General features: G+C 72.3%; 8 protein-coding genes and 2 pseudogenes. 2 read left to right on the top strand and 8 right to left on the bottom strand.

Features of this window, described 5'->3' with window-relative positions; all coding sequences use genetic code 11:
- Positions 1–20 precede the first annotated feature (20 nt).
- The 5 genes from ACFVVA_RS16475 to ACFVVA_RS16455 all read right to left on the bottom strand — a co-directional run bounded on the left by ACFVVA_RS16475 (position 21) and on the right by ACFVVA_RS16455 (position 3,856).
- Positions 21–680, bottom strand: a complete 660-nt coding sequence (locus ACFVVA_RS16475; protein WP_387690039.1) for a response regulator — start codon at positions 678–680, stop codon at positions 21–23.
- Positions 677–1,873, bottom strand: coding sequence for a sensor histidine kinase (locus tag ACFVVA_RS16470; protein ID WP_387690109.1), 1,197 nt, complete (start codon positions 1,871–1,873; stop codon positions 677–679). The genes ACFVVA_RS16475 and ACFVVA_RS16470 overlap by 4 nt, the downstream gene beginning before the upstream one ends.
- Positions 1,873–2,706 carry a CPBP family intramembrane glutamic endopeptidase gene (locus tag ACFVVA_RS16465; protein ID WP_387690037.1) on the bottom strand — a complete coding sequence of 278 codons (834 nt, stop codon included), beginning with the start codon at positions 2,704–2,706 and terminating at the stop codon, positions 1,873–1,875. The genes ACFVVA_RS16470 and ACFVVA_RS16465 overlap by 1 nt, the downstream gene beginning before the upstream one ends.
- 99 nt (positions 2,707–2,805) lie before the next feature.
- Positions 2,806–3,105 carry a TIGR02679 domain-containing protein gene (locus ACFVVA_RS16460; protein ID WP_387690035.1) on the bottom strand — a complete coding sequence of 100 codons (300 nt, stop codon included), beginning with the start codon at positions 3,103–3,105 and terminating at the stop codon, positions 2,806–2,808.
- A 79-nt stretch (positions 3,106–3,184) separates the two neighbouring features.
- A complete protein-coding gene (locus ACFVVA_RS16455; RefSeq protein WP_387690034.1) occupies positions 3,185–3,856 on the bottom strand; it encodes a TetR/AcrR family transcriptional regulator in 672 nt (223 codons plus the stop codon).
- 140 nt (positions 3,857–3,996) lie between these two features.
- Between ACFVVA_RS16455 and ACFVVA_RS16450 the strand changes: the two genes are divergently transcribed.
- The gene (locus ACFVVA_RS16450; RefSeq protein WP_387690032.1) at positions 3,997–6,252 is read left to right on the top strand and encodes an MMPL family transporter; all 2,256 of its coding nucleotides are present in this window, start codon (positions 3,997–3,999) and stop codon (positions 6,250–6,252) included.
- 103 nt (positions 6,253–6,355) lie between these two features.
- On the opposite strand, the gene ACFVVA_RS16445 is transcribed toward ACFVVA_RS16450, so the two are convergent.
- On the bottom strand, positions 6,356–8,836 hold the full coding sequence (locus ACFVVA_RS16445) for an FHA domain-containing protein (protein ID WP_387690030.1): 2,481 nt from the start codon (positions 8,834–8,836) through the stop codon (positions 6,356–6,358).
- 386 nt (positions 8,837–9,222) lie between these two features.
- Here ACFVVA_RS16445 and ACFVVA_RS16440 point away from each other — a divergent pair, with 386 nt between their 5' ends.
- Positions 9,223–11,721 (top strand): SpoIIE family protein phosphatase, encoded by a 2,499-nt coding sequence (locus tag ACFVVA_RS16440; RefSeq protein WP_387690028.1) that lies wholly within the window; start codon positions 9,223–9,225, stop codon positions 11,719–11,721.
- Positions 11,722–11,743: 22 nt separating this feature from the next.
- Here ACFVVA_RS16440 and ACFVVA_RS16435 read toward each other — a convergent pair.
- Together ACFVVA_RS16435 and ACFVVA_RS16430 are read right to left on the bottom strand one after the other, a co-directional pair.
- Positions 11,744–12,253, bottom strand: a pseudogene (locus ACFVVA_RS16435) (transposase); the annotation flags it as partial.
- A gap of 57 nt (positions 12,254–12,310) precedes the next feature.
- Positions 12,311–12,439: pseudogene (locus tag ACFVVA_RS16430) on the bottom strand (family 1 glycosylhydrolase); the annotation flags it as partial.
- Between the last annotated feature and the right edge of the window lie 20 nt (positions 12,440–12,459).

Here is a 12,459-nt window from a genome sequence, read left to right as displayed (position 1 = left end):
ACCGGGGACGGAATGCCCGCTCAGGCAACCAGGCCGTGGCGGTAGGCATAGACGACGGCCTGGACCCGGTCACGGAGTTGAAGTTTGGTGAGGATGCGGGAGACGAAGGTCTTGACGGTCTCCTGGCTGATGACGAGGGTCGCGGCGATCTCGCGGTTGGAGAGGCCGTCGGCGATGAGGCGGAGAACTTCCAGTTCGCGAGGAGTGAGCGGGAGGTCTCGGTGGGTCTTCTCGGCGGGGCGGATGCGGGCGGCGTAGCGCCCGACGAGGCGGCGTGTCACGTCGGGGTCGAGGAGGGCCGCTCCGGTGGCCACGGTCCGGATGCCGTGGAGCAGTCGGTCCGGAGGGGCGTCCTTGAGGAGGAAGCCGCTGGCGCCGACGCGCAGTGCCTCGTAGACGTATTCGTCCAGGTTGAACGTGGTCACCACGAGGACTTTGGCCGGGTGGGGCACTCCGACGCCGGCCAGCAGGCGGGTGGCTTCGAGGCCGTCGAGGACCGGCATGCGGATGTCCATCACGACGACGTCGGGTCGTACCTTGCGGGCGAGTTCGACCCCGGTCCGTCCGTCTCCGCACTCGCCCGCCACTTCCATGTCGGGCTGGGCACCGATGATGGTGACCAGGCCGGTGCGGACCAGCATCTGGTCGTCGCAGACCAGGACCCGGATCGGTGCGCTCACGAGGTGCCGTCGGCGGGGATGCGTGCCCGGACGGTGAAGCCGCCGTCCGGGCCGCGGCCGGCGCTGAAGTCGCCGCCCAGAACGTCGACGCGCTCGCGCAGGCCCGCCAGGCCCCGTCCACTGCCGGTGGCGGTGGCGGTGGGTGAGCCGGTTCCGTCCGTGCTGACCTCCACGGTGATCTCCCTCTCGCAGCGCTGCACCTGCACGGAAGTGCGGCTGCCGTGAGCGTACTTGAGGGCGTTGGTCAGTGCTTCCTGCACCACCCGGTAGGCGACGAGGTCGGCGCTGCCGGTCGAGGCCGGCGGTGTGCCCCGCTCGGTGAAGTCCACGGGCTGTCCGGCCCGGCGGGTCTGCTCGACGAGCGTGAGGACCCTGCCGACGGCCGGTGTCCTGGCCTGCGTGGCCTCCGCCGGGCCGACGCCGTGGTCCGTGCCGCGGTCGGTGCCGTGGCCGGGGTTGAGCAGGTCCAGCAGGTGACGCAGGTCGGTGAGGGCGCGGCGGCCGGTGTCGCTGACAGCGGTCAGGGACTGCTCCAGCCGCTCGGGTGCGGCGGTCAGGTAGCGGGCGGCTTCGGCCTGGACGACCATCGCGGTCACGTGGTGGGTCACCACGTCGTGCAACTCGCGGGCGATGCGGCCGCGTTCGGCAGTACGGGTCTCGGCGGCCACACGCTCGCGGCGTGCGGCCTCCGCGGCCCGCGCGGAACGCAGCCACGCCCCGGCTCCCCAGGCCAGGGCGAGCGCCAGGTAGAACGTCACGAACCCCGTCGCCGTCTCGCCGCCCGAACCGAGCCGGGCGAGCGCGATCGCCAGCGGCACGTACGCCACGGACAGCAGGACCACGGTGGTACGCCGGCGCTGCTCCAGATGGAAGCCGGCACTGATCAGCGCGACGGGCAGGGCGGTGCCGGCGGCCGAGTGGTAGCCGCACAACTGGTCGATCGCGAATCCGCACGCCACCAGCGCGAGACAGCCGGCCGGCCACCGCCGGCGCACCACGAGGGAGAGGCATTCGAGCGCGAGGGCCACGACGGCCAGCGCGTCGAAGGGGCGGGTCGGCAGATCCCCGACCTGCGTCCCGTGGCCGCTCAGACCCGGCAGGAACGACGCGACCAGGAACAGTGTCCCGAGAGGGAGGTCGCGGAGGGTGACGTCGAGCCGGCGCCACACCTGACCGGCCCCCTGAAGGCTCATCACCGGGCGAGTGTAGCGAGGGCGTCCACGCGCTCGGCACGCCGGCGGGGAACGATGTGGCCGCGCCGACGGGCCAGCCACAGGAAGACGACTGTGAGCAGCGCGCCGAACAGCGTCGCGTACACGCTGGCCTCCGGGCCGAACTCGCCGCCGGTGATCAGCTTGGCCCCCGACGTCGAGGCGTCCAGTAGTCCGTGCGTGTCGCCGTTGCCCGAGACCTCGGTGCCGAAGATGCCGGACTCCGCGAAGTTCCAGCCGAAGTGCAGGCCGATCGGCAGCCACAGGGAGCGGGTGGCGGCGTACGCGGCGGCGAGCATGCCGCCGGCCTCGATGGCGATGGCGACGCCGCCCAGCAGGGTGGCGTCCTTGTTGAGCAGGTGGGACGCACCGAACACGGTGCCGGACAGGGCCAGCGCGATGTAGGTTCCGAGGCCGCGCTCCACGAGCCGGAAGAGCAGGCCGCGGAACATCAGTTCCTCCGTGACGGCGGCGCCCGCCATGAAGCCGACCAGCCCGATCGCCCCGGTCGGCGAGCCGAAGCCGTGGACCTTGTAGCCCCCGAGGAAGTAGATGTTCGCGATGACGGATCCGAACATCGCGACCCCGATCACCAGGCCCCGCAGGAGCGACCCGGGCGCTCCCTCCCGGGCCAGTTCCGTGACCGGGCGCCGCTCGGTACGGCCCACGGCCCATCGGTAGACGAGCACCGAGAGCACGACCGTCAAGCTGCCCAGGAGGAGCGAGAGCCACGGGTTGTCCTGGACCGCGGTGGCACTTCGACCGCAGACCGCACCGACCAGGACCACGGCCAGGACCTGCCACACCGGTTTCATGACGACTCCTTCTTCGGTTCCGTTTCCGGTTCCCAGTCCGGTCCGCGATCAAGGCGCCGCGGCTGAACTGAACGCTAGGGAAACGGTGATCAGGAATCGTCACCTCACAGGGGACACCTGCACGTAGCTCTCACGGGGGACAGAGCCCCGGTTCCGGCCCGCTACCGCGCCGCGAGCTTCCCCCGGTGGGCGGCGATCAGGTCGCGGTACCAGGCCGAAGCACTGGTGGTAGCCCTCCGCCCGTCCGCGTCGCCCCTCGGCGGCATCCGGCATGTCGATGCCGTACAGCACCGCCGGTGCACGCAGGACGAGGGAGGACAGCCGGGTCCCGTCGTCGAGGGCGTGCGAGTCACCGAGGAGGCGAGCGGCGAGCGGCGAGCACAGGCAGTGGCTCGCCATCGGCCGGGAGTGCGGCCAGGACGGTCAGCGCGGCCCGCGCCGCCCGAGCCGTGGCCGTCTGCCGCGCGGGTTGTGGTCATCACCGGTCCACGGCCGGCGACAGGCCTGCGGTGCGCGCGGCGACGCCCGCCTGGACAGCGAAGAGGCGGTCCCGCGCTTGCTGGTCGAGCGCGTGGAAGTGGCCGTGCGCCTCAAGGGTGACGAAGCCGTGCACGGTGGCCCAGGCCAGCATCAGGGCTTCCGCCGCGTCCGGCACCGGCGGGCTGCCGAGCCGGCCGCGTTCGGCCGTGTCGGCGACGAGTTCGACCATGTGCTCCATCGCCCGCCGGCCGGCCGCCACGGTCGGTCCGTCCGGTGGGGCCGCGTACCCGGGCACGGGGGCGCCGAAGATGAGGGCGAAGCGCTCCGGATTCCGCTGCGCCCAGGTGCGGTAGCCGATGCAGGTGGCCATGAAGCGTCCGTCCAGGTCGTCCGGCGGCACGGTCTCGCGGGTCGCCGTCAACGCGTCCGACAGGCTGTCGTACGAGTCGGCGACCAAGGCGGTGAGCAACTCGTCCCGGTCGGCGAAGTAGCGGTACAGCGCGGGCGGGGTCATCCCCATGCTGCGGGCGATGTCGGTGAAGCGGAGGTTCGCGGCGCCGCGCTCGACGATCAGGCTCAGAGCCGCGCGCTTGATCTCCTCCACCGTGTCGGCGCGCAGGCGCTCACGGCGGCTGCGCCCCCCGCTCCCGTCGGTCGCCCCATCCGTCATCGCCTCTCCATCCGCTCGCCGCGCCAGTCACCGCGTTGACAATCCGTACCCGTCGAGGGAAACGTTACGCCTCGTAAGGCACGTTATGAAGCGTAACGCTTTGCCCGGGGCGGAGCCCCTGACGACGCACGGAGGACCACATGTCCCAGGGACTGCGCGAGGATCGGCGGACAGCCGCCGGGGAGAGCGGGCCGCACAGGCCCGGCCCGCTCGGCCGAATAGCCGGTTGGAGCTTCCGGAACCGGGGCCGCACGGTGCTGCTCTGGCTGCTCGCCGCCGGCGCGGCCTTCGGCCTCTCGGCCGGCCTCGGCGCCAAGTACAGCGCCGACTACACCGCACCCGGCTCGGACTCCAAGCAGGCCCAGCAGCTGCTGGCACGGGACTTCCCCGGGCTGGGCGGTGAATCGATCAGCCTGGTGCTGACCTCGGACGGCAGCGTGACCGACGCCGCCACCCGCGGCCGGGTCGAGGACCTGCTCGCCCGGATGGCCGAGGTGCCGCACGTCAGCGGCATCGACGACCCGTACGGCCCGCGCGGCAAGGTGTCGGCCGACGGCCGCACCGCCCTCGGGCAGATCCACCTGGACGTCGCCGTCGCCCCCGACATGCCCGAGGCGGACACCCAGCGGCTGCTCGACCTCGCCCGCCCCGTCGACGGCGGCCTGCGAGTCCACCTCGGCGGCATGGCGGTCCAGCAGGCCGAGCAGGGCGCGATCGGCTCGGAGGGCATCGGCATCGCGGCCGCCGCCCTGATCCTGGTGATCACCTTCGGCTCGGTCGTGGCCGCCGGCCTGCCGCTGCTCACCGCGCTCGGCGGGCTCGCGGTCAGCAGCGCCCTGCTGCCGGTCCTCGCCGCGATCATGCCGGTCCCGGACTGGTCGACCTCGCTCGCCGCGATGCTGGGCATCGGCGTCGGCATCGACTACGCGCTGCTGCTGGTAACCCGGTTCCGCGAGTGGCGCGCCGAGGGGCTCGAACCCGAGGCCGCCACGGTCGCCGCGCTGGACACCGCGGGCCGCGCGGTCGTGGTCGCCGGAATGACCGTGGTGGTCAGCATGCTCGGACTGTTCGCGATGGGCCTGTCGTTCATGCGCGGCGCCGCGGTCTCGGCGATCCTCTCCGTGTTCGTCGTGATCGCCGCGTCCGCCACGCTCTTCCCCGCCCTGCTCGGCTACCTCGGCCGACACATCGAACGCCTCCGGCTGCCCCTGCCCCAGCGCCGCGCCGCCCGGGGCGAGAGCTCGGTGAGCGCCGGCTGGCTGCGCTGGAGCAGGCTCGTCGAGCGTCACCGCGTCCTCGGTGCCGTCACCGGGGTCCTCGTCCTGCTGGCGCTCGCGGCGCCGTTCCTGGGCGTGCGCTTCGGCTTCCCCGACGCGGGCAACGACCCCGCCGGGCGCTCGAACCGGCTGGCGTACGACGCGGTGGCCGCCGGCTTCGGACCGGGCAGCAACGGACCGCTGGTCCTGGTCGCCGAGTTGGCGCCGGGCACCCCCGCCGAGGCGACGGCCGCGCTGCCCACCGCGCTGAAGGCGGTGCCCGGCGTCACGGCCGTGACCCCTCCGGTGCCCGGCTCCGACGGCCGCTCGCTGCTGCTCACCGTCGTCCCGGACAGCGGTCCGCAGTCCAGCTCCACCAAGACCCTGGTCCGCGACCTCCGCGATCACGTCATCCCGGCTGCGGTCGGCCCCGGCGTCCGGGTGCACGTCGGCGGGGCGACCGCCAGCGCGATCGACAGCACCGACAACATCGCCCGCCGCATCCCGCTGCTGGTCGGCGGCGTGGTCACGGTGTCGATGCTCCTGCTCCTGGTGGCCTTCCGCAGCCTCGCCGTCGCCCTCAAGGCCGCGGTGATGAACCTGCTCTCCGTCGGCGCCGCGTACGGCGTGGTCGCCCTCGTCCTTGAAGGGGGCACCGCCGGCCGGTTGATCGGCATCGACAGCCCCACCCCGCTGCCGGCCTTCGTGCCGGTGCTGACCTTCGCCGTCCTGTTCGGCCTCTCGATGGACTACGAGGTCTTCCTGGTGAGTCGGATGCGGGAGGCCTGGCTTCGCACCGACGACAACGCGGAGTCCATCGTCAGCGGACTGGCGGGCACCGCGCGGGTGATCACCGCGGCGGCGGCCATCATGGTCGCCGTGTTCGCGGCCTTCGTCCCGGCGCCCGACCTGCCGATCAAGGTCATCGGCGTCGGCATGGGGTCGGCCATCCTGATCGACGCCACGCTGGTCCGACTGCTGCTGGTACCGGCCGTGATGCACCTGCTCGGCCGCGGCAACTGGTGGCTGCCGGCCTGGCTCGACCGCCGTCTGCCCCACCTCCACGTCGAAGGACGCACTGAGCTCTACCAGCCGGAGCCCGCCCCCGAGGCCCCCCGCTCCCCGGCGGTGGTCGGCTAGCGGCACCAGCGGACCGTAGCCGCCCCACGACGCCGCGGTCCGCCGGTCACGGCGGAAGGCGGCGACGCAGCGCCCGGATCGGTCCGGCTGACGAGCGGGTCCGTCAGCCGACCTTCCGGGCCCGACGCATGACCGCCGGCTCGGTCCGCCGCAGCAGCCAGTAGACCACCAGGCCGTAGGCCAGGCTGAGCACCAGCAGCATTCCGGTACTCAGCAGCCAGGTCCCCGCGCTGTGCCGGAACAGCGGATCGGCCGCCAGGTTGTTGCCGGGCGAGATGGCGTGCAGATCGACGGTGGCGGCCATCGCCGCCATCGCCCAGCGGGACGGCATCAGCCAGGAGAGCTGTTCGAGTCCCAGCACCCCGTACAGGCGCAGCTGGGTGCCGGTGAAGACGACCTGCACGATGGCCAGCAGCACCAGCAGCGGCATGGTGGCCTCTTCCTTGCCGACCAGCGCCGAGATCAGCAGTCCCAGCATCATTCCGGCGACGGCGAGCAGCGCCATCACGATGACGATCTCGGCGAGCGGCGGCAGGAAGACCCCGCTGCCACCCTCGGGTCTGAGCCGCACTCCCGCCAACGCGACCATGGTGAGCACCACGGCCTGAACCACCGTGACCGTGCCGAGCACCACCACCTTCGAGCAGAGGTACGCCGATCGGGAGAGCCCGACGGCGCGCTCCCGCCGGTAGATCACCCGCTCCTTGACCAGCTCGCGGACCGCGTTGGCGGCACCGGTGAGCACCCCGCCGACGCAGAGGATCAACAGCGCACTGAACACACTGCTGTCGGTGAGCCTGCCGCCGGCCAACGCCCGGGCCAGCACGCCCATCACGAACGGCAGCGCGATCATGATCACCACGAAGGTGCGGTCGGCGGCCAGTGCGGCGGTGTAGCGGCGCACCAGGGTGCCCAACTGGCGGTCCCAGCGCTGCGGCTGAGGGGGCGGCTCGACCGGTACGGGCCAGGCACGGCGTCGCGCGGGCCGCGGGGACCTCGGGCTGCGCTGCCCGGACGGTGCAGAGGGCACACCACTGCGCCCGGCCGCCCCCGATGGCGGCATTCCGTCCGACTCGGCCGGCCCCGACGGCGCGACCGGGGCTCGGGGCCGTTCCACGGGGTCGATGTACCGGCGGTACGCGGGCGAAGCCCGGTACTCGCCCATCCAGTCGCGGTCCTCCTGGGTCTCGAAGTTCTCGAACACTTGCGGCCACTGCGAGCACCCGAAGTACTCCAGAGCGTCGCCGGGCGGCCCGTAGTACGCGGTGCGACCGCCCGGGGCGAGCATCAGCAGACGGTCACAGAGATCGAGGCTCAGCACGCTGTGCGTCACCACGACGACGGTGCGACCGTCGTCCGCCAGGTCCCGGAGCATCTGCATCACCGAGCGGTCCATCCCCGGGTCCAGGCCGGAGGTCGGCTCGTCGAGGAAGAGCAGCGACGGCTTGGTGAGCAGTTCCAGTGCCACACTGACCCGCTTGCGCTGGCCGCCGGAGAGGCTGGCGACCCGCAGGTCGGCCCGCTTCTCCAGGCCCAGTTCGGCGATCACCTCGTCGACCCGGGCGTTCCGCTCGGCCGCCCCGGTGTCGCCGGGGAAGCGCAGTTCGGCGGCGTAGCCGAGCGCGCGCCGGACGGTCAGCTGAGTGTGCAGGATGTCGTCCTGCGGCACCAAGCCGATCCGGTGGCGCAGTTCGGCGTAGTCGCGGTAGAGGTCGCGACCGTCGTAGCGCACCGTGCCACCGTCGGCGGGCCGCAGCCCGGTGAGCGCGTTCAGCAGGGTCGACTTGCCCGAGCCGCTCGGACCGGTGACCGCCAGCAGGCAGTCCAGGCCGACCGGAAAGCTGATCCCGTCGAGCAGCCGGGCGTCGCCGACCGTGACCACCAGATCGGCCACGTCGAGGGTGATGTCGCCGGTGTCGACGAACTCCTGGAGTTCGCCGTCGACCAGGCAGAACTCCGAGTGGCCGATGCCCAGCAGGTCTCCCGGGCCGATCACGGCCTCCACCACCGGTTGACCGTTGAGGTAGGTGCCGTTGTGGCTGTGCAGATCGGTGATCGCGTACCGGCCGTCGGCGGTGGTGTGCAGTTCGGCGTGGTGGCGGGAAACCTCGATGTCGGCCAGGACCAGGTCGTTGTCGGGTGCGCGGCCGATCCGCAGAGTGCGGGCGATCAGCGGATGGATGCCGGTGGGCGGCCGGTACGAGCCGGTGATCGCAGTCAGCGCAGTGGGACGCGGGACGGCGGACTGCTGCGGGGGTGCCAAGGCGAGCTCCAGCTCCGGGCCGTCGCCGGGGCTGCCGAACCGGATGACACTGTCGGTGCCGAGGTCACCGAGATCGAGGCGCGAGATCCGGCGGCCCCCGGACCAGGTGCCGTTGTCGCTGTCCAGATCGTCCAGCATCCAGTGTCCGTCGCCGAGGTGCAGCACCGCGTGGTGCCATGACACCCGGGGGTCACTGAGCGGGATCTCGCTGACCGGGTCGCGGCCAACGTGGTACGAGCGGCTCGGGGTGAGGACCCGCGAGCCGCCGGCAGTCGTCATTACCAGGTCCGGCGCAATGGGTGCGACCTGTCGCTCTCCCATGTATTCGACCATAGCCCCTCCGGCCCGCGGAGGGCTTCCACTGGTCGAGGGGCCCGTCGGGCGCCGGGCAGGCACCGCCCCGGTCGGGCCGGCACCACCGTCGCGGGTACCGCACGGGCCGGCCGTCCGGGCCCCGAACGGTGCCCCACGACGACGTCCTCCGTCGTTCCATGGTCATCACCCGGTCGGCCTTGACAGCGGCGCCGTCGGGACGTAGATCGGAAAGCATGAGTCGGCACGAGCCGGTGGACCCGCCGGCGCCACCCGTCGGGAGCGACGCGGCGCCGTACCCGAACACGGGAGCCACCACGGATTCCGGACGACGCGGACCGGCGGCCAGGGCCGGGGCGGCCGACGGTGCGGCGGCGGACCGCGAAGACGCCCTGGTGACTGCCGTGGTCAGGGCCATCGAGGAGACCGCCGCCCATGCCGGGAGCGTCTTCCTGCGCTCCCGGGACGGCCGTTCGATCGTGCTGGCCGCCACCTGCGGTGCGCCGCCGTCCCTGCTCGGCGGCTGGCGGCTCATCCCGGTCAACAGCCCCATTCCGGTGGCGGTCGCCCACCGGTCGGGCCGGACAGTCCATCTGGCCGGCGCCGACGAGACAATGCGACGTTATCCGCAGCTCGCGGTGGCCCTGCCGTACGCATTCGGCTCGGCGTCGGTGCCGGTGAGGGCCGGGCAGGAGAGTCTGGGAGCACTGGCGGTGGTATGGCCGGCGCCACCCGGGCACGCAGGGCTGTCGAGGGCCCAGCTCCGCCACCTGCGGGCCATCGCCAACCGGCTCGGCGCAGCCCTCGCCGACGTTCGAGCCCGTGGGGTCGCCTTCGCGTACGACGCCACGACGGTGCCCATCGAGGTCCCGGCGCCCACCGCGCCGGCAGTGCGGGTCGGCCTGTTCGACTGGCAGCTCGACACCGGGACCGTGGTCGCCGACGACGAGCTCTGCGCGATCTTCGGTCTCACGCCCGCCGCCTTCGACGGACGGGCCGAGACGCTGGCTTCCCGGCTCCACCCGGGCGACCGGGTCTCGCTCCGGGCCGCGGCCCGGGCGGCCGGCGCGGACGGCAGAGTGGTCGCCCGCCGACTGCGCATCCGCACCGCTGACGGGTACCGCATCGTCGAGCTGTGGGGGCGCGTGCCGGAGGCGCCCGGGAAGGAGGTCCGGACCCACCTGGTCGGCAGCGTGCTCGACGCCGGAGCCGGCGCCGCAGCCGTCACCGCCGTGGAACGGCTCCGGGACGGACTCTTCTCCCTCGATCCGGACGGACGTGTCGCATACGCCAATCGCAGCCTGGAGGTGTTGCTGGGGGCGCCCGGCGGGGAACTGCTCGGCCGCTGCCTGTGGGATGTCCTCCCATGGCTGTCCGATCCCGTCTTCGAGGACCGGCACCGAGCCGCGATGGTCTCCCAGCAGCCCACCGCCTTCCTGGTCCGGCGCCCACCGGACCGCTGGCTCGCCTTCTCCCTCCACCCCGATGCGAACGGCGTGACCGGCAGGGTGACGTTCTCCGGACCGCCCCACGCGTCCGGACCACCGGAGGGATCCTGGGCAGCACGGGGTTCCGGGGCAGCGGAGGGATCCTGGGCAGCGACCACCCCCTCGTCCGCTCCCGGACCCGGGTCCACCGCGCCGAGCCCGCAGCCGGGCCACGCGGAGCCCGCGCGTCTGGGCGCCATCTACCGGGTACTGCAGCTCAGCAGCGCGCTGACCGAAGCGGTGAGCACGATCGAGGTGTGCGACGTCGTCGCCGACCAGCTCCTGCCGACCTTCGACGGACAGCACCTGGCCATCTACGTGATCAACGACGGCCGTCTGCACCTGCTCTTCCACACCGGCCACCATGACCGCTTCCTGCACTGGCTGGAAGGCAAACCGCTCGATACTCCGCTGCCCGGAACGGAGACGCTCGCCTCCGGCGTCCCCCTGTTCCTCGAGTCCCGGCAGGACTTCACCGGTGCCTGTCCAGCTCACACCATGGACGACGTCGGGGCCTGGGTCTACCTACCGCTGATCGCCTCCAACCGCCCAGTCGGCACCTGCATCCTCGGCTTCGACGAGATCCACCGATTCACCGCCAAGGACCAGGGCATCCTGACGGCACTCAGCGGTCTGATCGCCCAAGCACTCGAACGCGCCCGTCTCTACGACGCGAAGTCCGCCCTCGCCCACGGCCTGCAACACGCACTCCTGCCCCACCGCCTGCCCGCCCTGCCGGGCATCCGCACCACCGGCCGTTACCTGCCCGGCACCAGCGGGATGGACATCGGGGGCGACTGGTACGACGTGATCCCCACCGGGAACGCCGTAGCCCTCGTCATCGGAGACGTCGAGGGCCACAGCGTCGCCGCAGCCGGCACCATGGGCCAGATGCGCAGCGCCGTGCGGGCCTTCGCCACGGCCGGTCACTCACCGAGCGCCGTCCTGGCCGGAACCAACCGGCTCCTGGTCGACCTCGGTCCCGACCTGCTCGCCAGCTGCTGCTACATCCGTATCGAGCCCGACAACGACCGCGCCCGCGCCGTCCGCGCCGGGCACTGTCCACCCTTGCTACGCCGTCCCGACGGCAGCACCGAGGTGCTCGAGTTGGAAGGCGGCCCGCTCCTCGGCGTCGACGGTACCAGCAGCTATCCGGAGACGGAGCTGTACCTTCCCCGAGGGTCGGTCCTCGCCCTCTACACCGACGGCCTCGTCGAGGAACGCGACAGGGACATCGATCTGGGCATCGACGACCTGCGCACCTCACTGGCCCACGCCCGCGCCGGAAGCCTCGACGAACTGGCCGATCAACTCCTGCGCAAAGCCCGGCGCTCCCCGCACCGTTCCGACGACATCGCCCTGCTGCTCACCGCCTACCACCCCGGCCGGGCCCTGCAGACCGACTGACGGCCCAACGCACGGGGCTTCGCCGGTCCTGCCCGCCTGATCCCCGCCGATGGGGCTTGCGACGGACACGGCCGCTGCGCAGGGCTCCCGCCAGTTCGCGGCGGAGCTTGCCGCGTCCTTGGACGTAGAGGGCCTGGTAGACCGTCTCGTGGACCGCGTGCATCTCCGGCCGTTCGGGAAAGGTTTCCCGCAGAGCCTGGCAGATCTGCTCCGGACTCCACTTCCGGTCCAGGTGGTTCTGGATGAAGTCCCGCAGCCGCGGGTTCCGGGCGATCTTGCCGGGCTTGGGCCGAGGCCGACGGGAATCGGCGCAGGCCTGCGCGGCATGGGGCCGGTAACTGCGGCTGCCCGGATGGCTGTTGCGTCTGATTTCACGGCTGACCGTGGACGGGCTGCGGCCCAGCTCGCCGGCAATCGCCCGAATCATCGCCTTCTCGCGCAGCCGGTCGGCGATGTGGATCCGCTCGTCCTCGCGCAGGTACCGGGACACGGCGGCGGGCGCCCGCTCGGGTCGAGCGGGCGCCCTGAACCTGATGGCCTCTCGGCCGATGCCGAGGGACCGCACGTCCCGCAGCAGTTGAAGGACCAACTACATTGAGCGACGCGCCCGGTGGGCGGCGATCAGGTCGCGGTACCAGGTGTACGAGGCCTTCGGGGTGCGCCGCTGCGTCGCGAAGTCGACGTGGACGAGGCCGAAGCGCTGGTGGTAGCCCTCGGCCCGTCGAACAGGCTGTCATT

This window comes from Kitasatospora sp. NPDC058048, assembly GCF_042885555.1.
GTDB classification, from domain to species: Bacteria; Actinomycetota; Actinomycetes; order Streptomycetales; family Streptomycetaceae; genus Kitasatospora; species Kitasatospora lactacystinica.
The sequence above is the reverse complement of the archived record's forward strand: the minus strand, read 5'-3'. Positions and strand labels throughout refer to the sequence as shown.

What these genes read in the sequence shown, in the direction of transcription:
- ACFVVA_RS16470 (WP_387690109.1), bottom strand. Translation starts at nt 1,873, where the DNA reads ATGAGCCTTCAGGGGGCCGGTCAGGTGTGGCGCCGGCTCGACGTCACC.
- ACFVVA_RS16465 (WP_387690037.1), bottom strand. Translation starts at nt 2,706, where the DNA reads ATGAAACCGGTGTGGCAGGTCCTGGCCGTGGTCCTGGTCGGTGCGGTC.
- ACFVVA_RS16460 (WP_387690035.1), bottom strand. Translation starts at nt 3,105, where the DNA reads ATGGCGAGCCACTGCCTGTGCTCGCCGCTCGCCGCTCGCCTCCTCGGT.
- ACFVVA_RS16455 (WP_387690034.1), bottom strand. Translation starts at nt 3,856, where the DNA reads ATGACGGATGGGGCGACCGACGGGAGCGGGGGGCGCAGCCGCCGTGAG.
- ACFVVA_RS16450 (WP_387690032.1), top strand. Translation starts at nt 3,997, where the DNA reads ATGTCCCAGGGACTGCGCGAGGATCGGCGGACAGCCGCCGGGGAGAGC.
- ACFVVA_RS16445 (WP_387690030.1), bottom strand. Translation starts at nt 8,836, where the DNA reads ATGGGAGAGCGACAGGTCGCACCCATTGCGCCGGACCTGGTAATGACG.